The organism is Streptomyces sp. NPDC029122 (assembly GCF_055569445.1).
In genome coordinates this window covers 47,467-71,408 of the sequence record NZ_JBVHWK010000022.1, presented here as the reverse complement: position 1 = coordinate 71,408, position 23,942 = coordinate 47,467, and the positions used below count along the sequence as shown (strand labels likewise).

17 protein-coding genes are annotated in these 23,942 nt (G+C 72.4%); 10 read left to right on the top strand and 7 right to left on the bottom strand.

Annotated features, from left to right (window positions below; genetic code table 11):
- Positions 1 to 39: 39 nt before the first annotated feature.
- Complete coding sequence (locus tag ACZ4WZ_RS23970) at positions 40 to 249, bottom strand: hypothetical protein (RefSeq protein WP_388935669.1); 210 nt, start codon at positions 247 to 249, stop codon at positions 40 to 42.
- A 103-nt stretch (positions 250 to 352) separates the two neighbouring features.
- On the opposite strand from ACZ4WZ_RS23970, the gene ACZ4WZ_RS23965 reads away from it, so the two are divergent.
- The 4 genes from ACZ4WZ_RS23965 to ACZ4WZ_RS23950 all read left to right on the top strand — a co-directional run bounded on the left by ACZ4WZ_RS23965 (position 353) and on the right by ACZ4WZ_RS23950 (position 6,334).
- Complete coding sequence (locus tag ACZ4WZ_RS23965) at positions 353 to 1,567, top strand: bifunctional adenosylcobinamide kinase/adenosylcobinamide-phosphate guanylyltransferase (RefSeq protein ID WP_467893270.1); 1,215 nt, start codon at positions 353 to 355, stop codon at positions 1,565 to 1,567.
- Positions 1,568 to 1,622: 55 nt separating this feature from the next.
- Positions 1,623 to 2,690 (top strand): nicotinate-nucleotide--dimethylbenzimidazole phosphoribosyltransferase, encoded by a 1,068-nt coding sequence (gene cobT / locus ACZ4WZ_RS23960; protein ID WP_467893269.1) that lies wholly within the window; start codon positions 1,623 to 1,625, stop codon positions 2,688 to 2,690.
- A gap of 82 nt (positions 2,691 to 2,772) precedes the next feature.
- Positions 2,773 to 4,656, top strand: a complete 1,884-nt coding sequence (locus ACZ4WZ_RS23955; protein WP_467893268.1) for a phosphatidylglycerol lysyltransferase domain-containing protein — start codon at positions 2,773 to 2,775, stop codon at positions 4,654 to 4,656.
- A 502-nt stretch (positions 4,657 to 5,158) separates the two neighbouring features.
- The gene (locus ACZ4WZ_RS23950; RefSeq protein WP_467893342.1) at positions 5,159 to 6,334 is read left to right on the top strand and encodes a sensor histidine kinase; all 1,176 of its coding nucleotides are present in this window, start codon (positions 5,159 to 5,161) and stop codon (positions 6,332 to 6,334) included.
- A gap of 102 nt (positions 6,335 to 6,436) precedes the next feature.
- Here ACZ4WZ_RS23950 and ACZ4WZ_RS23945 read toward each other — a convergent pair whose 3' ends face one another.
- From ACZ4WZ_RS23945 to ACZ4WZ_RS23925, 5 genes are all read right to left on the bottom strand, one after another.
- Positions 6,437 to 7,258, bottom strand: coding sequence for an endo alpha-1,4 polygalactosaminidase (locus tag ACZ4WZ_RS23945; protein ID WP_467893267.1), 822 nt, complete (start codon positions 7,256 to 7,258; stop codon positions 6,437 to 6,439).
- Entirely contained in the window at positions 7,255 to 7,908 is a 654-nt protein-coding gene (locus tag ACZ4WZ_RS23940; RefSeq protein WP_467893265.1) for a spherulation-specific family 4 protein, read from the bottom strand. Before ACZ4WZ_RS23940 ends, ACZ4WZ_RS23945 begins: the two co-directional genes overlap by 4 nt.
- Before the next feature lie 43 nt (positions 7,909 to 7,951).
- Positions 7,952 to 9,535 carry a hypothetical protein gene (locus ACZ4WZ_RS23935; protein WP_467893263.1) on the bottom strand — a complete coding sequence of 528 codons (1,584 nt, stop codon included), beginning with the start codon at positions 9,533 to 9,535 and terminating at the stop codon, positions 7,952 to 7,954.
- A complete protein-coding gene (gene pelF / locus ACZ4WZ_RS23930) occupies positions 9,532 to 11,061 on the bottom strand; it encodes a GT4 family glycosyltransferase PelF (RefSeq protein ID WP_467893262.1) in 1,530 nt (509 codons plus the stop codon). Before pelF ends, ACZ4WZ_RS23935 begins: the two co-directional genes overlap by 4 nt.
- A gap of 244 nt (positions 11,062 to 11,305) precedes the next feature.
- On the bottom strand, positions 11,306 to 13,333 hold the full coding sequence (locus ACZ4WZ_RS23925) for a hypothetical protein (protein WP_467893260.1): 2,028 nt from the start codon (positions 13,331 to 13,333) through the stop codon (positions 11,306 to 11,308).
- Between the two features lie 356 nt (positions 13,334 to 13,689).
- Here ACZ4WZ_RS23925 and ACZ4WZ_RS23920 point away from each other — a divergent pair, with 356 nt between their 5' ends.
- From ACZ4WZ_RS23920 to ACZ4WZ_RS23895, 6 genes are all read left to right on the top strand, one after another.
- Positions 13,690 to 15,219 carry a leucyl aminopeptidase gene (locus ACZ4WZ_RS23920; RefSeq protein ID WP_467893259.1) on the top strand — a complete coding sequence of 510 codons (1,530 nt, stop codon included), beginning with the start codon at positions 13,690 to 13,692 and terminating at the stop codon, positions 15,217 to 15,219.
- Positions 15,220 to 15,557: 338 nt separating this feature from the next.
- On the top strand, positions 15,558 to 16,946 hold the full coding sequence (lpdA, locus tag ACZ4WZ_RS23915; RefSeq protein WP_467893258.1) for a dihydrolipoyl dehydrogenase: 1,389 nt from the start codon (positions 15,558 to 15,560) through the stop codon (positions 16,944 to 16,946).
- A gap of 53 nt (positions 16,947 to 16,999) precedes the next feature.
- Positions 17,000 to 18,754, top strand: a complete 1,755-nt coding sequence (gene sucB, locus ACZ4WZ_RS23910) for a 2-oxoglutarate dehydrogenase, E2 component, dihydrolipoamide succinyltransferase (RefSeq protein WP_467893256.1) — start codon at positions 17,000 to 17,002, stop codon at positions 18,752 to 18,754.
- Between the two features lie 190 nt (positions 18,755 to 18,944).
- The gene (locus ACZ4WZ_RS23905) at positions 18,945 to 19,571 is read left to right on the top strand and encodes a GntR family transcriptional regulator (protein WP_467893340.1); all 627 of its coding nucleotides are present in this window, start codon (positions 18,945 to 18,947) and stop codon (positions 19,569 to 19,571) included.
- Positions 19,572 to 19,829: 258 nt separating this feature from the next.
- Positions 19,830 to 22,514 (top strand): pyruvate dehydrogenase (acetyl-transferring), homodimeric type, encoded by a 2,685-nt coding sequence (aceE, locus tag ACZ4WZ_RS23900; protein ID WP_467893254.1) that lies wholly within the window; start codon positions 19,830 to 19,832, stop codon positions 22,512 to 22,514.
- Positions 22,515 to 22,630: 116 nt separating this feature from the next.
- Entirely contained in the window at positions 22,631 to 23,152 is a 522-nt protein-coding gene (locus ACZ4WZ_RS23895) for a DUF4240 domain-containing protein (RefSeq protein ID WP_467893253.1), read from the top strand.
- On the opposite strand, the gene ACZ4WZ_RS23890 is transcribed toward ACZ4WZ_RS23895, so the two are convergent.
- Positions 23,146 to 23,916, bottom strand: coding sequence for an SDR family NAD(P)-dependent oxidoreductase (locus ACZ4WZ_RS23890; RefSeq protein ID WP_467893252.1), 771 nt, complete (start codon positions 23,914 to 23,916; stop codon positions 23,146 to 23,148). The two genes, ACZ4WZ_RS23895 and ACZ4WZ_RS23890, sit on opposite strands and share 7 nt — an antisense overlap.
- Positions 23,917 to 23,942: the final 26 nt, after the last annotated feature.

Here is a 23,942-nt window from a genome sequence, read left to right as displayed (position 1 = left end):
CGGGGTTCCGGCGTTTCCCGAGGCGGGCCCGGCCGGAGCTCAGGCCTCGGTGGCCGCCCTCAGGCTCATCGGGTAGATCTCCGTGCCGTCCTCGAACAGGGTCACCCGTTCCGCCCCGCCGTCCAGGAGCTCCTTCCAGACCTCCCCGATCCAGGACTCCGCGTCCCCCTGCGTGGTGAACTCCTCCGGCTCCACCGCCGGGGCCACCTCGCTGCCGTCGGCCGCCTCGAACCGCCACGTCCACGCCATGTCCGCCTCCGTTGCTCGTCCGCGATCTCACGCTTCTCGCCTTGAGTGTGCCCGCAGAGTAGCCGGGCGCGCACCACTACCGGCGACGCGGGAGGATCTCTGTGTGGAACTCACTCTGCTCGGCACCGGTACCCCTGAAGGACTGCCCCGCCCCGGCTGTCCCTGCGCCGCCTGCGCGGTCTCCGTGGGCACCCGGGCCCGCGGCGCGACCTCCGTCCTCGTGGACGGGGCGCTGCTGCTCGACCTGATCCCCGGGGCGGTGCTGGCCGGTGCCCGCGCGGGGCATTCCCTGGCCGGCGTACGGCAGGTGCTGCTGACGCACCCGCACGACGGGCCGGCCGTGGAGCTGCCGCCCGGGCTGCCCGCCGCCGGGCGGGTCCCGGACGGACGGGAGCTCGCGGTGATCAGCGGGCACCGGGTGCGGGCGGTGCCGATGGACGCGCCGGGCACCGGGTACGAGGTCACGGGCCCCGACGGCGGCCGGCTGCTGTACCTCCCGCCGGGCGGGGCCCCGGCCGGCACCGACGCGGGAGCCGCGCGCCGCCCGTACGACGTGGTGCTCGCGGACGTGCTCGGCCGTCCGGAGGCCCTGGCCCGGCTGCGCGCGAACGGCGCCGTGGGACCGGCCACCGACGTGATCGCCGTGCACCTGGACCACGACACCCCGCCCGGCCCCGAGCTGGAGCGCCGGTGCGCGGCGGCCGGGGCGCGCGCCGTGCCGGACGGCACCACGGTGGTGGCCGGGGAGTACCGCGCGGTACCGGACGTGCCGCGCCGCACCCTGGTGCTGGGCGGGGCCCGCTCCGGCAAGTCCCTCGAGGCGGAGCGGCGGCTGGCCGCCTTCCCCGAGGTGCTCTACGTCGCCACCGGCGGCACCCGCGACGGCGACGCGGAGTGGGCCCAGCGGGTCGGCCTGCACCGGGAACGGCGCCCGGCCACCTGGCGGACGGTGGAGACCTGCGAACTGGTACCGCTGCTGGAGCAGGCCGGCCCGCCCCTGCTGATCGACTGCCTGGCGCTGTGGCTCACCGACGCCATGGACCGGGCCGGGGCGTGGGACGACGCGGTGTGGGCCGCCGAGGGCCGCAAGCGGCTGCGCGCGCGGACCGACGAGCTCGTGGCGGCCCTCCGCGCGAGCCGCCGGCCGGTGGTGCTGGTGAGCAACGAGGTGGGGGCCGGAGTGGTCCCGGCGACCGCGTCGGGGCGGCGGTTCCGCGACGAGCTGGGCCGCCTCAACAGCGCGGTGGCGGGCGAGTGCGAACACGTCCTGCTGGTGGTCGCGGGGCAGGCGCTCGTCCTCAAGGAACAACCGGGGTGAAGCGGAGCCGGTACACCCCCCGGGGGAGGGTCTGGACCGCTGTAATCTCTGGCAGATGACCACGCTGAATCTCGACGACTTCTCCGATCTGATCGAACGCCCCGACGGGGGCGTCCGACGTGACGCCGAGGAGCGCCGTGAGCGGCTGGCCGTGCCGCCCGGCGCCCTGGGCCGGCTCGACGAGCTCGCCGAATGGCTGGCCGCCGCGCAGGGCCGGGTACCGGTCAGGCCGATCGAGCGGCCGCGCGTCCTCCTGTTCGCCGCCGACCACGGGATCGCCGCCCAGGGCGTCTCCGCCCGGCCCGCGGGCAGCGCCCACGAGCTGGTGCGCGCGGTCCTCGACGGCACCAGCCCGGTGTCCGTCCTGGCCGGCCGGTTCGGCGCGGGCGTGCGCGTCGTGGACGCGGGCCTGGACTGCGACCCCGGGCTGCTGCCCGAGGACGTGGTACGGCACCGCGTACGGCGCGGCAGCGGCCGCATCGACATCGAGGACGCGCTGACGGCCGAGGAGGCCGAGGACGCGCTGCGCCTCGGGATCCAGATCGCCGACGAGGAGGCCGACTCCGGTACGGACCTCGTCGTCCTCGGCGACCTGAGCGTGGGCGGAACGACGGTGGCGGCCACCCTGGTGGCCGCGCTCTGCGGGACGGACGCGTCCGTGGTCACCGGCCGCGGCGGCCTGCCGATCGACGACCTGGCCTGGATGCGCAAGTGCGCCGCCATCCGCGACTCCCTGCGCCGGGCCCGCCCGGTGCTCGGCGACCAGCTGGCGCTGCTGGCCGCGGTGGGCGGCGCCGACGTCGCCGCGATCACCGGCTTCCTGCTCCAGAGCGCGGTGCGCCGTACGCCGGTCATCCTCGACGGGGTCGTCTCGGCGGCCTGCGGCCTGGTGGCCCAGCGGGCCGCCTTCCGCGCCCCCGACTGGTGGCTGGCCGGCCAGTCCAGCGGGGAGCCGGGCCAGGCGAAGGCCCTGGACCGGATGGCACTCAACCCGGTGCTCGACCACGGCGTCACAGTAGGGGAAGGAACCGGGGCGCTGCTGGCGCTCCCCCTGGTCCAGGCGGCCGCCGCGCTCGCGGCGGAACTCCCGGAGAGGGCCGCCGCGGAACAGCCGACGGACTGAGACACCGGGCACTACGGGCCTGATCAGTCCGCAGTGCTCGCACTGCACTGCGGACCGGTGACGCCCCATATCATCGCTTTTCATGGGAGAGGTCCGCTTGACCAGCGCAGAAACCGACCGGAGCCCGCTTCAGGCTTCCGGCAAGGGTTCCAACAACAAGAAGGAGCAAGGAGGGGAAACGGCCGCGAAGCCGGAGAGCCGCAGGGGCACTCCCGGGTCGCGGCGCGGTGCCGCCTTCGCGGTCTGGTACCTGCGGGCCGTCACCTTCGTGAACTTCCTCAGCGCGGTGTGGCTCTCGCTCGGCCAGGACCTGCGCCGGCACAACACCGCCGATTTCTACACCCCGTACCTGCTGACGGCCGGCTTCGCCTCCGGCCTGTTCTCCCTGCTGCTCGCGGTCACCATGGGCCGCCGCAAGCGGGCCGCGTGGATCCTGAACCTGGTGGTCAGCGGCATGCTGCTGCTGGCCTTCGCGGTCGCCGCCTTCGCGCCCTGCACGGGCGGCGAACTGAACATGTGCTACCCGGAGTTCCGCCAGCACGCGCAGAACTGGGTGTCGCTCGCCCTCACCGCGGCCTTCGTCGTCGCCCTGCTGCTGGGCCGCCACGAGTTCTACGCGAAGGGCGACCGCTCCAACCCGAAGCTCGCCACCGCCGTGGCCGCCGTCGGCCTGCTGGTCACCTCGCTGATCGCCGCCCTGCTGGTCGGCGCCACCAACACCGCCGCCGAACGGGCCGACGCCACCTTCCTCGCGCGCTGGCGGTACGGCGTGATGCGGCTGATCACGCTGGCGCCCGACGACAAGGCCTACCGCGCGATCACCACGCCCGCCTGGGTGGACGTGTTCATCAACGTGATGTCGATGCTGCTGCTGCTCGCCGTGCTGTTCGCGGCCTTCCGCTCGCGGCGCGCCGTCGACCCCCTCACCCCCGAGGACGAGGAGCGGCTGCGGGCGCTGCTCGCCAAGCAGGGCGACCGCGACTCGCTCGGCTACTTCGCCCTGCGCCGCGAGAAGTCCGTGATCTGGTCCCCGACCGGCAAGGCCGCCGTCACCTACCGCGTCGTCGGCGGGGTCTCGCTGGCCTCCGGCGACCCCATCGGCGACCCCGAGGCCTGGCCCGGCGCGATCGAGCCGTGGCTGGCCGAGGCCCGCGAGCACGGCTGGGTGCCGGCCGTGATGGGCGCCAGCGAGGAGGCCGGGCAGATCTACGCCCGGCACGGCCTGGACGCCCTGGAACTGGGCGACGAGGCCATCGTGGAGACCGACGAGTTCACACTGGAGGGCCGCGCCATGCGCACCGTCCGCCAGGCCTACAACCGGGTCAAGCGGGCCGGCTACACCGTCCGCATCCGCCGCCACGCCGACATCCCGGCCGATGAGATGGCCGTGCTCCTGGAGCGGGCCGACGACTGGCGCGACGGCGCGACCGAACGCGGCTTCTCCATGGCGCTCGGCCGACTGGGCGACCCGGACGACGGCCAGTGCGTGATGCTGGAGTGCACCGACGGAAACGGCGACCTGCGCGCCGTGCTGTCCTTCGTGCCGTGGGGCCCCAAGGGCCTGTCCCTGGACCTGATGCGCCGTGACCGGGACTCCGAGAACGGCCTGATGGAGTTCATGGTCATCGAGCTGCTGGAACGCTCGAAGGAGATCGGCGTCACACAGGTCTCGCTCAACTTCGCGATGTTCCGTTCCGTCTTCGAGCGGGGGTCCCGGCTCGGCGCGGGTCCGGTGCTGCGCATGTGGCGCTCGCTGCTGAGCTTCTTCTCCCGCTGGTGGCAGATCGAGTCCCTCTACCGGGCCAACGCGAAGTACCGCCCGATCTGGGAGCCGAGGTTCATGCTCTTCGAGAAGAGTTCGGACCTCCTGCGGATCGGTATCGCGGCGGGTCGGGCCGAGGGCTTCCTGGAGGCACCCGGTCTGCCCAAGTGGCTGCACCGCAAACACCTGGAGACGATTCGCTGACGTCGCGGAAGACGGAGGTCCGGCAGTTCGCCCGCCGCGAGCGGGGGCCCTGCTGCGGACCGTGCGGCACGCACTCGTCCGCGACAGGTGGCGAGCCGCCCCGATGACCCTCGGGGCGGTCTGCCTGACCTCCGTCTTCCAGATCGTCCAGAACACCCCTGGGGTTTGCACCCGGTCCAGGTGGTCGGCCCCGTGATCTACGTCTGCCGGCGCTATCTGGCGTACCTCACCGCGGCCCCTGGTGATCCTCGCGGTGACCGGCGAGGTGCTGGTCGAGAACAACCTGGCGGGCAAGGAGCACTGGCGGCCATCGCCGCCGTCATGACGGGGTGCGTGGTCCGCGCCGCGCGGGGGCCGGCCCGCTCCCGGGCCCCGCTGGGCCGGCGGCGCCCGTCGCCGCCGTCCTCGCCGCGTCCCCCTGGACCCGCGCGGCTCTAGTACGAGCCCGTACCGTGTCCGGGTGACGACAGACCTCGGGCCCCTCGCCCCCACCCGGCAGTGGATGCGGGCGTACCCCCTCGCCACTGATGGCCTGCTCGCCTTCGGGGCGCTGGTCTCCATGGTCGTCGGCTCCTTCGCCGACCCGCACGGGCCGCACGGGCCCACCTTCGGCACCCGCACGCCCGAGCCGTTCTCCCTGCTGCTGATGCTCCTCGGCGCGGCCGCCCTCGTACTGCGGCGCCGACGGCCCCGTACGGTACTGGCCGTCACCTGCGGACTGGCGCTGCTGGAGCTGATCAGCGGCGACCCCCGGGCACCCGTCGCCATGAGCGCGGTGATCGCCCTGTACACGGTCGCCGCGCTCACCGACCGGCCCACCACCTGGCGGATCGGGCTGCTGACGATGGCCGGCCTCACGGCGGTGGCGATGCTGGCCGGGCCGATGCCCTGGTACGCGCAGGAGAACCTCGGGATCTTCGCCTGGACCGGGATGGCCGCGGCCGCCGGGGACGCGGTGCGCAGCCGGCGGGCCTTCGTCGACGCCATCCGGGAGCGGGCCGAACGGGCCGAGCGAACCCGCGAGGAGGAGGCCCGGCGGCGGGTCGCCGAGGAGCGGCTGCGGATCGCCCGGGACCTGCACGACGTGGTGGCCCACCACATCGCCCTGGTCAACGTCCAGGCGGGGGTGGCCGCGCACGTCATGGACAAGCGGCCCGACCAGGCGAAGGAAGCCCTGGCCCACGTACGGGACGCCAGCCGCTCGGCGCTGAACGAGCTCCGCGCCACCGTGGGGCTGCTGCGGCAGTCCGGCGACCCGGAGGCGCCGACGGAACCCGCGCCGGGGCTGGCCGTACTGGACGAACTGCTGGACACCTTCCGGCACGCGGGGCTGCCGGTGACGGCGACCGTCCAGCTCGGAACCGGCACCGGGCCACTGCCGGCGGCGGCGGACCTGGCGGCGTACCGGGTGATCCAGGAGGCGCTGACCAACGTACGCAAGCACGCGGGCCCGGGCGCACGGGCCGAGGTCAGCGTGGTGCAGGTCGGGGACTCGGTGGAGGTGACGGTACTGGACGACGGGGGCGACTCGGCGGACTCGGCGCCGGCGCAGAGCGACCCGGGCGGCGGCCACGGCCTGCTCGGCATGCGCGAACGCACCGGCGCCCTGGGCGGCTCCTGCTACGCGGGCCCCCGCTACGGCGGCGGCTTCCGCGTCCACGCGATCCTGCCGGTGTGAGGGGTGGGGGGCTTGCGCAGCCCGGGCCCGCCATCTCCCCCTCGAGGGGTGGGGCTCGGTCGGTGTTTGCCCACCCGCCCCGCACCGCAAGTCCCGCCCCTCTCAGCACGATTTGCGCCACGGCCCCAGTTCGTACTTCTTCTGCAGGGAGCTGAGCTTCAGGCGGCGGGACTGCTTGCAGAAGCGGGACGTGGGGAGTTCGTACTCCGCGTGGAAGACGGCCTTGCCCGCTTCGATGAAGGGGGTCAGCGCCTCGCACTCGTCGTACTGGGCGCACTGCTCGTTGACCGCGAAGTCGTAGACGCCGACGAGCTCCGGGATCTGGTCGAGGTCGTTCTTCAGTCCCGCCGCCAGGCCCCGGTCGTGGGCGAGCTTCGCGATGAGGCGGTTGAACTCCAGTTGGTCCTCGGCCGTGACGGGGAAGCCGGAATCGTTGCGGTAGGCGTCCATGTTGTCGGGCTCCACCGCGTCGAAGCCCTTGTCGCGGCACATGTCGAAGCGCTTGGCCATCAGCGGTTCCAGTTCGGCGGTGCGGCGGATGTCGAGCCAGCGCTCGCCCTTCCAGCCGTTGCCCTTGCCGAGCATCGATTCCGGGAAGTCGTCCTTGTCCGGGCGGAAGTCCTCCCACGCTCCGGCGGAGATGTAGCAGATGGTGCGGCGGCCTTCGGCCTTCAGGGCCGCCACCTGCTCCTTGGTGGTGTTGAACCCGTCGATGTCGTACACCGGCACGTCCACCGAGGTGTCCAGCTCGCCGCTGAGCTGCCACTGCCACGGCGTGCCGGGGCGGGGCTGCCAGCGCTCGCCCGGTGCCTGGGAGGGCCAGGCGTCGGGGCCCTGGTCGTCGTCCGGTTCGGCGGTGCAGGCGGTGAGCAGCAGCAGCGCGGCCGTGCAGGCCGCGGCCAGGGCGGTGCCGAAACGCTTCATCCGGCGGCCTCCAGGGCGTGCGGGAGGGTGCCCCACGGGTGCGCTCCGGTGCCGGGGACCGCGCAGTGCACCCCCGCGTGGCGCTCGGCCGCGAGCTGGGCGGCGGGCGCGTCCGGCGGCACCGCGTACACGAGGTGGCAGAACCGCTGGGCGGGGTGGTCGGCGGTCCACGACGGCGGGGTCGCGGCCGGGTCGCGGTAGGCGTCCCAGGGGCCCTCGAAGGTGACGAGCAGGTCGGCGAGCCGGGCGTACCCGGGGTGCGGGTGGACGCCGTGGTTCAGGACGAGGGTACGGGCCCCCGCCGCCCGCGCCGCGACGGCGAGCCGCCCGTAGTGCGGCAGTGATTCCGGGTCGGAGGCGGCCTGGTCGAGGAAGACGCCGTCGGCCCCGTACCAGTCGCGGTGGCGCAGCAGGTCCCGGACGACGGCGGCGTGCGGGCGCCTCCCGTAGTCGGTGTCGGTGTAGCCGAGGACGGGCACGCCGGCGTCCCGGAGCCGGGCGGAGACGGCGGCGAACCGTTCGTCGGGGGCCTCGCCGGGCCCGCTGTCGGGGTTGAGCACCACCGAGTGCAGCTGCCCGGCGGAGCGGATGAGCCGCTCCCAGTCCTCGGGCCGGTCGGCGGGGTGCTCGTAGAGCGGCACCAGCAGCATGGGGTCCTTCGTCTTCTCGTACGGGCGGGCGGATGGACGGGGCTCAGCGGTGTGCCGTCGCCCGGCCGAGGAGCAGGCAGACCAGCACGGCCAGGGCCGCCGCGGCGGTGCCCGCGACCACGACCTGGACCAGGCGGGGCTGTCCCGTCCCGGCGAGCAGGGCCAGGCTCTGGGCGAAGGCCGCCCCGGCGCAGACCACGGCGGCGGGCCGGACCGCGCCGAAGGACTGCAGGAGCAGCCCGGTCCACATCACGGCGCCGAGCAGCAGCAGGGTGGCGACGCGGAGCCCGGTCAGGCCGGGGGCGTGCGGCCACAGCAAGGTTCCGGTGACGCCCAGGGCGAGCAGCACCGCCAGGTACAGGGCGAGGCACCGGGCCAGGGTGAGGAGCATGCGACGCCGGAACGCCCGCGGCGAGCGGGCCGCCCGCAGCCCGGCGAGGCTGCCGCTGCGGAAGCGGTGGAGCAGCCATTCGGCGGGGCCCATGCTGAGGGTGAGGGCCACCGCGGAGGGGGCCGCGACCGCCTCGGCGGGGCCCCCGCTGAGCACCTCCCCCAGCGCGGCGTACAGCACCAGCAGGCCGGTGCCGAGGCCGAAGACCCCGTAGGGCACCGAGTCCCCGAAGCGGGGTCCGCGGCGGGCGTGGTCCTCCTCGGCGCCGCGCAGCATCCGCCAGCGCACGGGGCCGCGTTCGCCGGGGCGGCGCTCCGCCCAGCGGTGGATCCTGCGCACGCCGGCCCGTACGCCCCGGGCCAGCGGCAGTTCCCGCAGGGCGAGGGTGCACGCGGCCAGCAGGGACACCGCGAGCAGGGTGACGCGTACCGGTACGGGCAGGCCGGTGGAGAGCGCGAGGACCGCCCCGGCGGCCATGGGGGCGAGCGCCGCCAGCAGGACCTGCTCCCGGCCCAGCACCAGCAGCACGGTGGCGGCGCCGACGTACACGGCCTGTCCGGCGGCGAAGGCGTACGAGAACGGCGGCCCGCCGGGGACGGCGAAGGCGGCGGCGGTGCCGAGCAGCGCCCCGGCGGGGGCTCCGACGAGGAGGGTCCGGCCGGCGGCGGCGCGGTCGCCGAGGCCGAGCCAGGAGTAGGCGCGGTGGGACAGGCTCTGGTCCCAGACCCAGCCGATGAGGGCTCCGGCGAGCAGGGTCAGGGTGCCGGCGGGCAGTCCGAGCCGGTCGGGCGGGCCTTCCAGCAGGGGTGCGCCGAGGACGTAGGCGAGGCCGGGCAGGGCGAAGATCAGCCCGCGCAGCAGGCAGGCGGTGAGGGGGACCTTCCAGGGGTCGGGGAGCCGGTCGGGCTCGGGGAAGGAGCGGGGGACGCGGGCGTAGAGCTCCTCGGCGAGGGCGAAGGAGTCCTGGCGGCCGTAGGTGAGCCGGATGTGCTCGTCGGTCATCCCGTCGGATTCGAGGATGGCGGCGATCTCGTCGGGGTGGACGGCCGCGGCGGCGAACACGCCGATGCGCCGGGCGAGTTCGTCCATGGGGTCGGCTGCTGGCAGCCCGGGCCCGTCGGAGCGGGGCCGGGGCAGGTCGGGCAGGGTGTCGGTGCGGCCGGCGGGGGCCGGGCGGCCGACGTGGACCCAGGAGCCTTCCGGTCCGGGCGGCTTGAGCCAGAGGGATCCGCTCACCAGGTGCTCCCGTCGGCTGCCAGCTCCTTGTTCCAGGGGTCGTTGCACCAGGGGTCGGCGAGCCGCTGCGTCCAGTCGTCGCCCGCGCGGACGGGCGGCACGGGCTGGCCCGCGAGCTCGCGGTAGATGTGCCGGAAGCCGTCCACGGACTGGTGGAGGGTGAACTTCTCGACGACCCTTTTGCGGGACATCCGGCCCAGCTCGGCGCGGCGTTCGTCGTCGCGGAGCAGGGCGAGGGTGGCGCGGGCCATGGTCTCGGGCTCGCGGGGCGGGACGACCAGGCCGGTGTCGCCGACGGCCTCGCGGACGCCTCCGACGTCGGTGGAGACGGTGGTGCGGCCGCAGGACATGGCCTCGATGATGCTGAAGGGGAAGCCCTCGCTGATGCTGGAGAGCATGACGACGGAGCCGGCCGCGTAGGCCTTGGCGACCTGGTCGATGCGGCCCTCGTACGTGATGCCGTCGCCGACGCCGAGTTCGGCGGCGAGCTTCTCCAGGCGCAGCCGGTAGTCCTCGCAGCCGGCCGGGACCGGGCCGAAGAGGCGCAGGCGCAGGGCGGGCAGCTCCTCGCGCATGAACGCGTAGGCACGGATCAGGGTTTCGAGGTCCTTGATCGGGTCGATGCGGCCGCACCAGCTGAGGGTGGGCACCTCCGGTTCGGGGCCGGCCTCGGGGAAGGCGTGCGGGTCGACGCCGTTGTAGACGGTGCGGATGCGCTCGGAGTCGGCGCCTCCGCGTTCCTCCCAGCGGCGGTTGTACTGGTTGCACGGGGTGATCAGGTCGGCCTGCCGGTAGCCCTCGGAGTTCAGCTCGCGGTAGAAGCCCAGCATCAGGGCCTTGACGGGCCAGCGCTGGGCGGCGCTGCGGTAGCCGAGGTAGCGCTCGCGCAGGTAGATGCCGTGCTCGGTGAGGAGGAAGGGGACTCCGTCCAGGCGTTTGGCGGCGAGGGCGGGGAGGGTGGCGAGGCCGCTGCTGACGGCGTGGGCGACGGAGTCGGGCGGGATCCGCACCGACAGCGGGCGCAGGGCGTGTTCCAGCAGGTCGGTGGCGGTGAGCGCGTCGTGGATGGTGGGTTCGGCGGCGGCGGTGGCCAGGCCGGGGCGGGTCCATACGGTCATCAGCAGGCGCAGTACCGATTCGGAGCGCAGGGCCGGGGCGAGGCGGCCGGCGCGGGCGAGGCGGGCCAGTTCGCCCAGGGCCTCGGAGAAGCCGCCGTGCCTGGGGTCGAGCAGGGAGAGCAGGAGGTTCTCGTAGGTTTCGGTAAAGCGGCGGCGGGCCCTGCCCCGCAGGGCCGAGCGGCGGGTCCGGGCGGGGGTCGGGCCCCAGAGCGGGACGGCGGTGTGCCGGTAGACGTTGCGCGGCAGTTCCCAGGTGACCGGCTCGCGTCCGGAGCCGGTCAGGGCTATGACGTTGAAGTCGACCTCCGGCATGCCGCGTACCAGTTGGTCGCACCAGGTGCTGACGCCCCCGTGGACGTGCGGGTAGGTGCCTTCGGTGAGCATGGTGACATGACGCCCATGGCTCATGCGGTGTGTCCCCCCAGGACGGAAAAGGGGCCGGCGCCCGTGGGTGGTTCGCGGAGCGCCGGCTCTCGGTGTTACGCGTGCTGCGAGTCGTACGGGCGGTGCGGCCGGTACGCGTCGTGCGGGTGGTACGGGCGGTGCGGATCGTGCCGGAGGTACCGGCGGCACGGGCGGTGCGGGTCGTGCCGCCGGTACGGGCAGTACGCGCGGTACGGGTACCGCCGGTCGTGCCGGCGGTGCCGGCGGGTCAGAGGAGCCTGAGCGTGACCGCCGACTGGAGCGGCTCGGGAGCCGTCCAGGCGGAACGGGTTCCGGCGTAGGCGGTGCCGAAGTCGGTGGTGCCGAGCAGCATCTGCTTCTTCGTCCCGTTGGGCGCGGTGACCGGGGCGACGACGCCGGACGGCGCCTTCACCACGACGTCCTTGCCGATCTTGTAGGCGCTCACCTTGCCCGCGGCGATCGCCTGGTTCCAGGCCGCGCGGCGCCGGAGCTCGATCCCGGTGTCCTTCATGCTCTGGTTGACGATCGGCGCGCTGGGCGCGTAGAGCGAGCGGTAGGTGTCGAGGACCTGGTTGAGCACCGGGTAGAGGGTGCGGTCCTCGGCGAGGTTGGACTGGTGGACGTAGTGCGGACGCGGGTCGTTGGCCAGTACGTGGCGCAGGGCGGTGCGCGCCTCGGCCGGGACGATGTGGTCCAGGTAGCCGGTGTCGGTGTCGAGCGGGGCCGGCAGGCAGGTGGAGGTGTCCGGGTTGTCCTCGCAGATGCCGCTGCCGCCGTGGGCGCGGCTGGTGTAGATCCAGTTGTACTCGTCGGCCATCTCCGCGTTGGTGCCCGTGTTGTAGTACACGTTCATCGGGTGGCGGGGGACGGTGAGGGCGGCGCCGAGCGCCCGCTGGTCGGGCTCCCGGGAGTTGTCGCTGCCGGCCCATTTGACGCCGTTGTCCGCGAGGGCGCCGGCCAGGTTGGGGTTGTCCTGCGGCTGCTGCGGGAGGGTCTTGAGGCCGGAGTGCTCGCCGGTGACGAGTTCGGAGCGGTCGGTGGTGATGCCCTTGGCGAGGGCCCAGTTGTTGTTGTCGCGGATCTGCGCGGAGATCTCGGCGCGGCTCATCCATTTGACGGCGCCCTGGGCGTCCTTCGTGCAGGTCCAGGGGTTGATGCTGGTGTCCTGGACGCAGCCGAGGAAGGGGTGCGTGTAGGTGTGGTTCATCCAGCGGTACTTGGCCCGGTCGGCGACGAGCTGGGCGGTCAGCGCGTCGGTGCCGCCGTTCTCGGCCTTCCACTCCTCGCCGGCGCCCGCGTTGAAGAGCATGTCCAGCTTGAAGTTCTTGGACGTCTGCCACTGCGCCGCGTACTGGGCGTCGGCGGCCGTCATCCGGATCGTGCTCTCCTTGCCCTGGCCGCCGGCGCAGGCGTAGTCGCCGGGCGTACAGTTGAGCTCCGTGCTCCAGCGGGCGTCCGGGGCGAACACGTCGTCGACGTGGACCGCGAAGTAGCTGCGCTCCTGACCGAGGTGGACGCCCTGGGTGAGCCAGTCGACGATGCCCCGCGCCAGCAGCCGGAACTGCCGCTGGTGCTGGTTGTAGCCGAAGGTGACCACCAGTTCGCTGCGGCCGTCGTGGGTGTACTCGCCGACCAGCGAGGCCCGTCCGCCGCTGACGGGGGCGTCGAGGTAGCTGGTGTAGCCGGCGCGGGGCCTGCCCATGAACCCGAAGCTCTCCGGAACCACGGCGGAGTTGTCCTCGAAGGTGACCTGTCCCCCGAGGTAGCCGAAGGGGCCCGCCTTGCCGGCCGCGGTGACGGCGGCCTGGGTGCCGTCGAGCTGCCCGCTGTACCCCCCGTTGTCCGTGTACTCGAGCCCGACCCCCGGATGGGCCCAGGTGTAGGCGTCGACCTGGCGGATCCCGTACGTCGTCTCGTACGCGGTGAGCGCCGCCATCTCGGCGGAGCCCTCGCCGAAGGGGTTCTCGTTGGGCAGGACGACCCCCTGGTACTTGGCCCGGGGCCGGCCGTCGACGGTGTCGGCGAGGAACGCCGCGTTGATGACGGGGCGGCCGGCACTGGCCAGATCGACCCGGGTGTAGGGGACCCCGGTGTCCTTGAGCTGCGCGGTGATGGCCCCCACCGAGCTGCCGCCGTCGTCGACGACGAGCACCTTCAGGTCGATGCGCGGTGTCACGACCGCCGCCCGGGCGGTCGCGGCGGGTACTGCCACGGACATCAGGGCTGCCGCGGCCATCGCCGCGGCGACCCTGTTCATCCGGTTCTTGTTGACCATTTCGGCCTTCCCCCCGCAGGCATCCCTCGACGTCGGCCCGTGGCGGAAGGCCGGGCCGGGGAGGCACTGTGGAAATCATGCAAAAGGACCCCACGTCCCCTTGCGAGAGTGACCCGAGTCTCCTGGACCTCGTCAGGTCTAAGGGGCAAACCTGGAGCAGAGTCCACAGATGGGTGAACCTGACGCCGTATTGATCGAACAACTTGACAAACCCTGGAGTGACGTACGGGCGAGTACGTACGCGTAGGCTCATTTCCGGCGGCCGCCGGGCCCTCATACGATCGCTGCGGAGCGGCCGGTGACCCCGACGCGACCCAAGCGCCCACTTACACAAACGGAAGCGAGACCTCACCACCGTGACTGCTCTGACTCTCAGCACTGCCGGCGCCGCGACGCTGCGCGCCGACGCCCTCGTCGTCGGCGTGGCGAAGGGCCCGAAGGGGCTCGTCGTGGCCGCCGGCGCCGAGGCCGTGGACAAGGCGTTCGACGGAAAGCTCGCCGCCGTGCTCGACTCGCTGGGCGCCACGGGCGCCGAGGGCGAGACCACCAAGCTGCCCGCCCCGGCCGGCCTCAAGACCCCGGTCGTGCTGGCGGTCGGCCTCGGTACGGCCCCGGAGCAGGACGAGCCCTTCGACGAGGAGGCCCTGCGCCGCGCCGCCGGCTCCGCCGCCCGCGCCCTGCACGGCTCGAAGAAGGCCGCCTTCGCCCTCCCCCTGGACGACGCCTCCGCCGTCACCGCCGTGGCCGAGGGCGCGCTGCTCGGCGCGTACGCCTTCACCGCCTACCAGGGCGGCGAGAAGAAGGCCTCCAAGAACGGCGGCCCCAAGCAGCCGCTGGCCGAGGTGGCCCTGCTCGGCGCCAAGCCGCGCGACAAGGAGCACAAGGCCGCGGCCGAGCGCGCCGTCGTCGTCGCCACCGAGGTCAACGTCGCCCGCGACCTGATCAACACCCCGCCGAACGACCTCACCCCCGAGGCCTTCGCCGCCGTCGCCTCCGCGACCGCGAAGGAGAACGGCGTCAAGGTCCAGATCCTCGACGAGAAGGCCCTGGTCAAGGGCGGCTACGGCGGCATCATGGGCGTCGGCAAGGGCTCCGAGAACCCGCCGCGCCTGGTGAAGCTTTCCTACACCCACGCCAAGGCGGAGAAGACCCTCGCCTTCGTCGGCAAGGGCATCACCTACGACTCGGGCGGCATCTCCCTGAAGCCGGCCGGCCACAACGAGACGATGAAGTGCGACATGGCCGGCGCCGCCGCCGTCTTCGCCGCCGTCATCGCCGCCGCCAAGCTGGGCCTCCAGGTCAACGTCACCGGCTGGCTCGCGCTCGCCGAGAACATGCCCTCGGGCTCCGCCACCAAGCCGGGCGACGTGCTGCGCATGTACAGCGGCAAGACCGTCGAGGTCCTGAACACGGACGCCGAGGGCCGCCTGGTCCTGGGCGACGCCCTGACCAAGGCCTCCGAGGACAACCCGGACGCGATCGTCGACGTCGCCACCCTGACGGGCGCGATGGTGCTGGCGCTGGGCGACCGCACCTTCGGGATCATGGCCAACGACGACGCCTTCCGCACCTCGATCCACGAGATCGCGGAGGAGGTCGGCGAGGCCTCCTGGCCGATGCCGCTCCCCGAGGACCTGCGCAAGACCATGGACTCCCCCACCGCCGACATCGCCAACATGGGCGTGCGGATGGGCGGCGGTCTGGTGGCCGGCCTCTTCCTCCAGGAGTTCGTCGGCGAGGGCATCACCTGGGCCCACCTGGACATCGCCGGCCCGGCCTTCCACGAGGGCTCCCCGTACGGCTACACCCCGAAGGGCGGCACCGGCTCCGCCGTGCGCACCCTGGTGCGCCTGGCCGAGCGCACCGCCACCGGCGACCTGGGCTGACGTACCGCCCCCGTCGCACCGGCGCCCACGTACCACCCCGTGAGACGCCCTTGTGACGCACACCGCGCCCCGGGACCGCGATCACGGTCCCGGGGCGCGTTCGCCCTGGAAGAAACCTAGGGAATCAGTAGGTTTCTACGCAGCGGTAACCCGGATCTCGGGCAGAACCACGGTCCACACCCGGGGCCCGGCGTCCCGCGTCCCCCCGACAAATGCGAAGATGGGTTCTCGGCAGGACAGGGCCCCCACCACAGGGCCGAAGAAACAAGCGGCCGATTACCAGCCGCCGCCCGGTCACAGAGGACCGGTGCCCGGCGCACATGCATGGAGGACGTGACGTGGCGAACGACGCCAGCACCGTTTTCGACCTAGTGATCCTCGGCGGTGGCAGTGGCGGTTACGCCGCGGCGCTCCGCGCATCCCAGCTGGGTCTCGACGTTGCGCTGATCGAGAAGAACAAGCTCGGCGGCACCTGCCTGCACAACGGCTGCATCCCCACGAAGGCTCTGCTGCACGCCGGTGAGATCGCGGACCAGGCGCGCGAAGCCGGACAGTTCGGCATCAAGGCCTCCTTCGAGGGCGTTGACATCGCCGGGGTGCACAAGTACAAGGACGAGGTCATCTCCGGCCTGTACAAGGGCCTGCAGGGGCTGGTCGCCTCCCGCAAGGTGACCTACATCGAGGGTGAGGGCCGCCTCTCCTCCCCGACGTCCGTCGACGTCAACGGCCAGCGCGTCCAGGGCCGCCACGTCCTGCTGGCGACCGGCTCCGTGCCGAAGTCGCTGCCGGGCCTGAACATCGACGGCAACCGCATCATCTCCTCGGACCACGCTCTGGTCCTGGACCGCGTGCCCCAGTCCGCGATCATCCTGGGCGGCGGCGTCATCGGCGTCGAGTTCGCCTCGGCGTGGAAGTCCTTCGGCACCGACGTCACCGTCATCGAGGGCCTCAAGCACCTCGTCCCGGTCGAGGACGAGAACAGCTCGAAGATCCTCGAGCGTGCCTTCCGCAAGCGCGGCATCAAGTTCAACCTCGGCACCTTCTTCGACAAGGCCGAGTACACGGAGACCGGCGTCCGCGTGACGCTGGCCGACGGCAAGACCTTCGAGGCCGAGGTGCTGCTGGTCGCCATCGGCCGCGGTCCGGTGTCCCAGGGCCTGGGTTACGAGGAGCAGGGCGTCGCCATGGACCGCGGCTACGTCCTGGTCGACGAGTACATGCAGACCAACGTGCCGACGATCTCCGCGGTGGGCGACCTGGTCCCCACCCTGCAGCTCGCGCACGTCGGCTTCGCGGAGGGCATCCTCGTCGCGGAGCGCCTGGCCGGTCTCAAGACCGTCCCGATCGACTACGACGGTGTCCCGCGCGTCACGTACTGCCACCCCGAGGTCGCCTCGGTCGGCATCACCGAGGCCAAGGCCAAGGAGATCTACGGCGCGGACAAGGTCGTCGCCCTGAAGTACAACCTGGCGGGCAACGGCAAGAGCAAGATCCTCAAGACCGCGGGCGAGATCAAGCTCGTCCAGGTCAAGGACGGTGCCGTGGTCGGCGTCCACATGGTCGGTGACCGCATGGGCGAGCAGGTGGGCGAAGCCCAGCTGATCTACAACTGGGAGGCCCTGCCGGCCGAGGTCGCGCAGCTCATCCACGCGCACCCGACCCAGAACGAGGCCCTCGGCGAGGCCCACCTGGCCCTGGCCGGCAAGCCGCTTCACGCACACGACTAATCGTCACGGGCGCGACGACCACTTCCGCACTTTCGTTAGGAGCAACTGAAACCATGCCGGTTTCCGTAACCCTTCCGGCGCTCGGCGAGAGCGTCACCGAGGGCACTGTCACCCGTTGGCTCAAGGCCGAGGGCGAACGCGTCGAGGCCGACGAGCCGCTGCTCGAGGTCTCGACCGACAAGGTCGACACCGAGATCCCCTCCCCCGTCTCCGGCATCCTGGCCTCCATCAAGGTCGCCGAGGACGAGACCGTCGAGGTCGGCGCCGAGCTGGCCGTCATCGACGACGGCTCCAGCGCTCCGGCCGCTGCCGCCGCCCCGGCCGCCGAGCCCGCCGCGGCTGCGGCCCCCGCCGCCGAGGCACCCGCCGCCGAGGCCCCGGCCGCCCCCGCACCGGCCGAGACCCCGGCTGCCGCCGCTCCGGCCCAGGCCGCCTCCGGCACCGACGTCGTGCTGCCCGCGCTGGGCGAGTCCGTGACCGAGGGCACCGTCACCCGCTGGCTGAAGGAGGTCGGCGAGTCCGTCGAGGCCGACGAGCCGCTGCTCGAGGTCTCCACGGACAAGGTCGACACCGAGATCCCCGCGCCGGTCTCCGGCACCCTGCTGGAGATCCTGGTCGGCGAGGACGAGACCGCCGAGGTCGGCGCCCGTCTGGCCGTCATCGGCGTCGCGGGCGCCGCTCCCGCCGCCGCCGCTCCGGCCCCGGCCGCCGCCCCGGCTGCTCCGGCCGCCCCGGCTCCGGCTCCGGCCGCCCCGGCTCCGGTCGCCGCCCCGGCTGCTCCGGCCCCGGTCGCCGCTCCGGCTCCGGCCGCTCCGGTCGCCGCCCCGGCTCCGGCCGCTCCGGTCGCGGCCCCGGCCGCTCCCGCTGCCGTCTCCGGCGACGAGGGCGCGTACGTGACCCCGCTGGTGCGCAAGCTCGCCTCGGAGTCCGGCGTCGACCTGTCGGCGGTCACGGGCACCGGCGTCGGTGGCCGTATCCGCAAGCAGGACGTCCTGGCCGCCGCCGAGGCCGCCAAGGCCGCCGCTGCCGCCCCGGCTCCGGCCGCCGCCGCTCCGGCCGCCGCCAAGGCCCCGGCCGCGGTGTCCGAGCTGCGTGGCCAGACCGTCAAGATGACCCGCATGCGCAAGGTCATCGGCGACAACATGATGAAGGCCCTGCACTCGCAGGCGCAGCTCAGCTCCGTGGTCGAGGTGGACATCACCAAGATCATGAAGCTGCGCGAGAAGGCCAAGGCCGGCTTCCTCGCCCGCGAGGGCGTCAAGCTGTCCCCGATGCCGTTCTTCGTCAAGGCCGCCGCCCAGGCGCTGAAGGCCCACGCGGTCGTCAACGCCCGGATCAACGACGACGAGGGCACCATCACCTACTTCGACTCGGAGAACATCGGCATCGCCGTGGACTCCGAGAAGGGCCTGATGACCCCGGTCATCAAGGGTGCCGGTGACCTCAACCTGGCGGGCATCTCCAAGGCGACCGCCGACCTGGCCGCCAAGGTCCGCGGCAACAAGATCACCCCGGACGAGCTGTCCGGCGCGACCTTCACCATCAGCAACACCGGCTCGCGCGGTGCGCTGTTCGACACGGTGATCGTCCCGCCGAACCAGGTCGCGATCCTGGGCATCGGTGCCACGGTCAAGCGCCCGGTGGTCATCGAGACCGCCGAGGGCACCAACATCGGCATCCGGGACATGACGTACCTGACCCTGTCCTACGACCACCGTCTGGTGGACGGCGCGGACGCGGCCCGGTACCTGACCGCCGTCAAGGCGATCCTCGAGGCCGGCGAGTTCGAGGTCGAGCTCGGCCTGTAAGGCCCCCGCGCAGCATCGTCTGTCGCACCGCGGCGCCCCCGACCGGGATCTTTCCGGTCGGGGGCGCCGTCGTTGTAACGAGCCTCACCCTGCGTCCCTGACCACGAACGCATCGCAGCAGGCCACGGCGGCCTTATTGTCTAGGCATCAGGCCCCGCGTGTCCGCACACACAGGAGTTGAACCCCGATGATCACCCCACCCGTCGTGCACTCGCTGCGCGAGCAGATCCGCGAGCACATCGTGGAGGGGATCGTCAGCGGCCGCTGGAAGCCGGGTGAGCGGATCGTCGAGCGGCGGATCGCCGTGGAGCTGGAGGTCAGCCAGACGCCCGTGCGCGAGGCCCTGCGCGAGCTGGAGACGCTGCGGCTGATCGAGTCGGCGCCGAACAAGGGCGTGCGGGTGCGGAACCTCTCGGCGGCCGACCTGGAGGAGATCTACCCGGTCCGGGCCGGCCTGGAGCAGATCGCGGCCGAGCTGGCCGCGCCGAAGCTGGCCACCGACTGCTCGGCGCTGGAGCCGCACGTGGCGGCCCTGTGGGAGGCCGACCGCGCCCAGGACGGCACGGCGCAGGTGCGGCACACGGTGGGCTTCCACCGGGAGATGGTGCGGGCGGCCGGGAACAGCGTGCTGCTGCACACCTGGGAGAGCCTGGGGATCGAGGTGTTCACGGCCCTGTCCATCCGGTGGCTGGGAACGGTCCAGAAGTCCTACGCGGAGGAGCACGAGGCGCTCGTCGCGGCGTTCCGCAGTCAGGACCCGGACATCGGGGTTCTGGTGAAGCGGCATGTTCTGGGCTGCGCCCCGCGTAGTGCCTGACCTGCGGTTTTGAGCGATCCTCCAGGGGATCGCCAGCTCCTTGTCGTGTACTCATGAAACCGGCACGGCGTGCCTGCGTTCATGGCACGGGGTGCCGACTTTCGTCTCATCGTCGAATATTCGTCACTTTTATTTGATCGATCATCGATCAGGGACTTACAGTCACTGCGGGCCCCACCCGGGCCCATCGACCCTGTCCTGCCCGTCAGGGTTTTCTTCACCACCTCCTCTCCTTTGTCCGGAAGGCGGCGCACACCGATGTCCGACCCCGTAGGAAAGCTTCCGAGCGAGCTCGACCAGCTCCCGGACCGCGACACCGAAGAGACCGCCGAATGGGCGGCCTCCCTCGACGCCGTCGCCAAGGCCGCCGGTACGCGCCGCGCCGAATACCTGCTCCGCCGCACCCTCCAGCACGCCGAGGCCGCCGGCCTCGCCCTGCCGAAGCTGCTGGAGACGGACTACGTCAACACCATCCCCACCTCCGCCGAGCCGGCCTTCCCCGGTGACGAGGAGATGGAGGCCAGGATCACCGCCTGGAACCGCTGGAACGCGGCCGCCATGGTGACCCGCGGCTCCAAGTACGGCGTCGGCGGCCACATCGCCACCTTCGCCTCCGCCGCGTGGCTGTACGAGACCGGCTTCCAGCACTTCTTCCGCGGGAAGGAGGCCGACGGATCGGGCGACCAGCTCTACATCCAGGGCCACGCCTCCCCCGGCATCTACGCCCGCGCCTTCCTCGACGGGCGCGTCTCCGAGCAGCAGCTCGACAACTTCCGCCAGGAGTCCGGCGGCAACGGCCTGCCGTCCTACCCGCACCCGCGGCGCCTGCCGTGGCTGTGGGAGTTCCCCACGGTCTCCATGGGTCTCGGCCCGCTCTCCGCGATCTACCAGGCGCGCTTCAACCGCTACCTGGAGAACCGCCGGATCAAGGACACCTCCAACTCGCACGTCTGGGCCTTCCTCGGCGACGGCGAGATGGACGAGCCCGAGTCGACCGCCGCCCTGGCCCTGGCCTCCCGCGAGCAGCTCGACAACCTGACGTTCGTCATCAACTGCAACCTGCAGCGCCTCGACGGCCCGGTCCGCGCCAACTTCCGCGTGGTCCAGGAGCTGGAGGCGCAGTTCCGCGGCGCCGGCTGGAACGTCATCAAGACCCTGTGGGGCACCGCCTGGGACGAGCTGTTCCAGCTCGACACCACGGGCGCCCTGGTACGCCGCCTGCGCGAGGTACCGGACGCCCAGTTCCAGACGTACGCGACCCGCGACGTGGCCTACATCCGCCAGCACTTCTTCGGCGTCAACGCCGAGCTCGTGCAGCTGGCCGGCGTGCTGTCCGACGCGAAGATCGCCGAGTGCTTCCACACCTCCCGCGGCGGCCACGAGCCCCGCAAGGTCTACGCCGCGTACAAGGCCGCCCTGGAGCACAAGGGCGCGCCGACGGTCATCCTCGCGCAGACCGTCAAGGGCTACACGCTGGGTGCCGGGTTCGAGTCGAAGAACGCGAACCACCAGATGAAGAAGCTGACGACCGACGAGTTCAAGGACATGCGCGACCTCCTCGGCCTCCCGATCCCGGACAGCGCCTTCGCCGACGGCCAGGTCCCGTACGGCCACCCGGGCGCGGACAGCCCCGAGGTGCGGTACCTCAACGAGCGCCGCGCGGCCCTCGGCGGTCCGGCCCCGGCCCGCAAGGTCCACCACGTGGCCCTGCCGGCGCCGGCCGAGCGCTCCTTCGCCCCGCTGATCAAGGGTTCCGGCAAGCAGGAGATGGCCACCACCATGGCCTTCGTCCGCCTCGTCAAGGACCTGATGCGGGACAAGGAGACCGGCAAGCGCTGGGTGCCGATCGTCCCCGACGAGGCCCGTACCTTCGGTATGGAGTCCCTCTTCCCGTCGGCCGGCATCTACTCGCCGCTCGGCCAGACGTACGAGCCGGTCGACCGCGACCAGCTGATGTACTACAAGGAGGCCAAGGACGGCCAGATCCTCAACGAGGGGATCACCGAGGCCGGCGCCATGGCCGACTTCATCGCCGCCTGCACGTCGTACGCGACGCACGGCGAGCCGATGATCCCCTTCTACATCTTCTACTCGATGTTCGGCTGGCAGCGCACCGCCGACCAGATGTGGCAGCTCGCCGACCAGCTCGGCAAGGGCTTCATCGTCGGCGCCACCGCCGGCCGCACCACGCTGACCGGTGAGGGCCTCCAGCACGCGGACGGCCACTCGCACCTGATCGCGTCCACGAACCCGGCGTCGCTCAACTACGACCCGGCCTTCGCGTACGAGATCGCGGTGATCGTCAAGGACGGCCTGCGCCGGATGTACGGCGAGCAGCCGGAAGACGTCTTCTACTACCTGACGGTCTACAACGAGCCGAAGGTGCAGCCGGCCATGCCCGAGGGCGTGGAGGAGGGCATCCTCAAGGGCCTGTACCGCTTCAACCAGGCCTCGGACCTGGGCGAGGCCGCCCCGGCCGCCGACGCCCCGAAGATCCAGCTCATGGCCTCGGGCACCGCGATCCACTGGGTCCTGGAGGCGCAGCGCCTGCTCGCCGCCGACTGGAACGTGGCCGCCGACGTCTGGTCCGCCACCTCGTGGGGCGAGCTGCGGCGGGACGCGCTGGAGTGCGACGAGGCGCTGCTGCGCGGCGAGGAGCGCACCCCGTACGTGACCCGCGTGCTGGAGGGCGCCCCGGGCCCGGTCCTGGCCGTCTCCGACTGGATGCGCCAGGTCCCGGACCAGATCAGCCAGTGGGTGCCGCAGGACTACACCTCGCTGGGCACGGACGGCTTCGGTCTGTCCGACACCCGTGAGGGCGCGCGCCGCCACTTCGGCGTCGACGCCCAGTCGATCGCGGTGGCCGCGCTGGCCCAGCTCGCCCGCCGCGGCGAGGTCCCGGCGTCCGCCGTCAAGGAGGCCCGGGAGCGCTACGGCCTCTGAGCCGTGTGCCGCTGACGTACCGGAGGCCGGTGTCCACCCCCAAGGGGGTCGGGCACCGGCCTTTGGCCGTATGAGCGGTGGCGGCGCGGGGGCGCACCCGTGATGCTGGAGCGGTGATGGACGAGACGGAGTTCTGGGAGATCGTCGACCGTACCCGCGAGGCCGCCGAGGGCGACCCCGAGGAACACGCCGAGCTGCTCGTGGAACGGCTGGCGCAGCTCGATCCCGACTCCGTGCTGGACTTCGCGCGGCACTTCGAGTCCCGGTACAACCGGGCGTACACCTGGGACCTGTGGGGCGCGGCCTGGGTGCTGCTCGGCGGGGCGAGCGACGACGCGTTCGACTACTTCCGGTGCTGGCTGATCGGGCAGGGCCGGGAGGTCTTCGAGGGCGCGGTGCACGATCCGGACCGGCTGGCGGAGCTGCTGGACGATTTCGACGAGGAGGTCGACGGGGACGGCGAGGAGCTCGGGTACGCGGCCGACGAGGCGTACGAGCAGCTCACCGGGGCGGTGGCCCCGGATCTGGGCGTCCCGTTGCAGGCGGAGGAGCCGGAGGGCACCCCGCTGGACTTCGAGAACGAAGCCTTGCTGGCGGAGCGCTTCCCCCGGCTCTGGGAGCGGTTCGGCGGTCAGTAGTGCGTGCCGCCGTCGATGCGGATCTCGGTGCCGGTGATGAAGGCGCCGTCCTCGGACCCCAGCATGGCGACCACCCCGGCGACGGTCTCCGGGCCGGCGAAGCCCTGGCCGAGGGCGGGGGCGAGCTTGGTGAACAGGCTCCAGTCGGTGTCCTCGGGCAGGCCGGGGCCGGTGCCGGTGGTCATGCCGCTCTCGATGGAGCCGGGGGCCACGGAGACGAAGCGCAGGCCCTGCTTGCTGTACTCGGCGGCCAGCGCGTGGGTCATGGACTGGATGCCGCCCTTGCTGGCCGCGTAGGCCGACATGTAGGGGTGGGCGAAGCTCGCCGAGGTGGAGCTGAAGTTGACCACGACGGGCTGCTCGCCCGCGAGCAGTGCGGGGAGCGATTCGCGGATCATCAGGAAGGTGCCGGTCAGGTTGACCGAGATCACCTGGTTCCAGAGGTCGAGCGTGGTGCGGTGGGTGTGCGCGGAGCGCAGGATGCCCGCCGCGTTGACCAGTACGTCGATGCCGGTGAGGGCGTCGACCGCGGCGGCGACGCCCGCCCGGACCGCGGCCTCGTCGGATATGTCCAGGACCGCGGTGGTGAGCCGGGCGGCCCGGCCGTCGGTGGCGGCCTGCTCGGCGGTGGCCTTCAGTCCGGCCTCGTTCACGTCGACGGCGTGGACGCGGCCGCCCTCGGTGAGAATGCGGTGGACGGTGGCCCGGCCGATGCCCGAGCCGCCGCCGGTGATGAGGACGCGGCGTCCTTCGTAACGGTTCATGGGGGGAGCGTACCGAGTGCGTGACA

What these genes read in the sequence shown, in the direction of transcription:
- ACZ4WZ_RS23950 (WP_467893342.1), top strand. Translation starts at nt 5,159, where the DNA reads ATGCGGGCGTACCCCCTCGCCACTGATGGCCTGCTCGCCTTCGGGGCG.
- aceE (WP_467893254.1), top strand. Translation starts at nt 19,830, where the DNA reads ATGTCCGACCCCGTAGGAAAGCTTCCGAGCGAGCTCGACCAGCTCCCG.
- ACZ4WZ_RS23970 (WP_388935669.1), bottom strand. Translation starts at nt 249, where the DNA reads ATGGCGTGGACGTGGCGGTTCGAGGCGGCCGACGGCAGCGAGGTGGCC.
- cobT (WP_467893269.1), top strand. Translation starts at nt 1,623, where the DNA reads ATGACCACGCTGAATCTCGACGACTTCTCCGATCTGATCGAACGCCCC.
- ACZ4WZ_RS23895 (WP_467893253.1), top strand. Translation starts at nt 22,631, where the DNA reads ATGGACGAGACGGAGTTCTGGGAGATCGTCGACCGTACCCGCGAGGCC.
- sucB (WP_467893256.1), top strand. Translation starts at nt 17,000, where the DNA reads ATGCCGGTTTCCGTAACCCTTCCGGCGCTCGGCGAGAGCGTCACCGAG.
- ACZ4WZ_RS23955 (WP_467893268.1), top strand. Translation starts at nt 2,773, where the DNA reads ATGGGAGAGGTCCGCTTGACCAGCGCAGAAACCGACCGGAGCCCGCTT.
- ACZ4WZ_RS23945 (WP_467893267.1), bottom strand. Translation starts at nt 7,258, where the DNA reads ATGAAGCGTTTCGGCACCGCCCTGGCCGCGGCCTGCACGGCCGCGCTG.
- pelF (WP_467893262.1), bottom strand. Translation starts at nt 11,061, where the DNA reads ATGAGCCATGGGCGTCATGTCACCATGCTCACCGAAGGCACCTACCCG.
- ACZ4WZ_RS23940 (WP_467893265.1), bottom strand. Translation starts at nt 7,908, where the DNA reads ATGCTGCTGGTGCCGCTCTACGAGCACCCCGCCGACCGGCCCGAGGAC.
- ACZ4WZ_RS23925 (WP_467893260.1), bottom strand. Translation starts at nt 13,333, where the DNA reads ATGGTCAACAAGAACCGGATGAACAGGGTCGCCGCGGCGATGGCCGCG.
- ACZ4WZ_RS23890 (WP_467893252.1), bottom strand. Translation starts at nt 23,916, where the DNA reads ATGAACCGTTACGAAGGACGCCGCGTCCTCATCACCGGCGGCGGCTCG.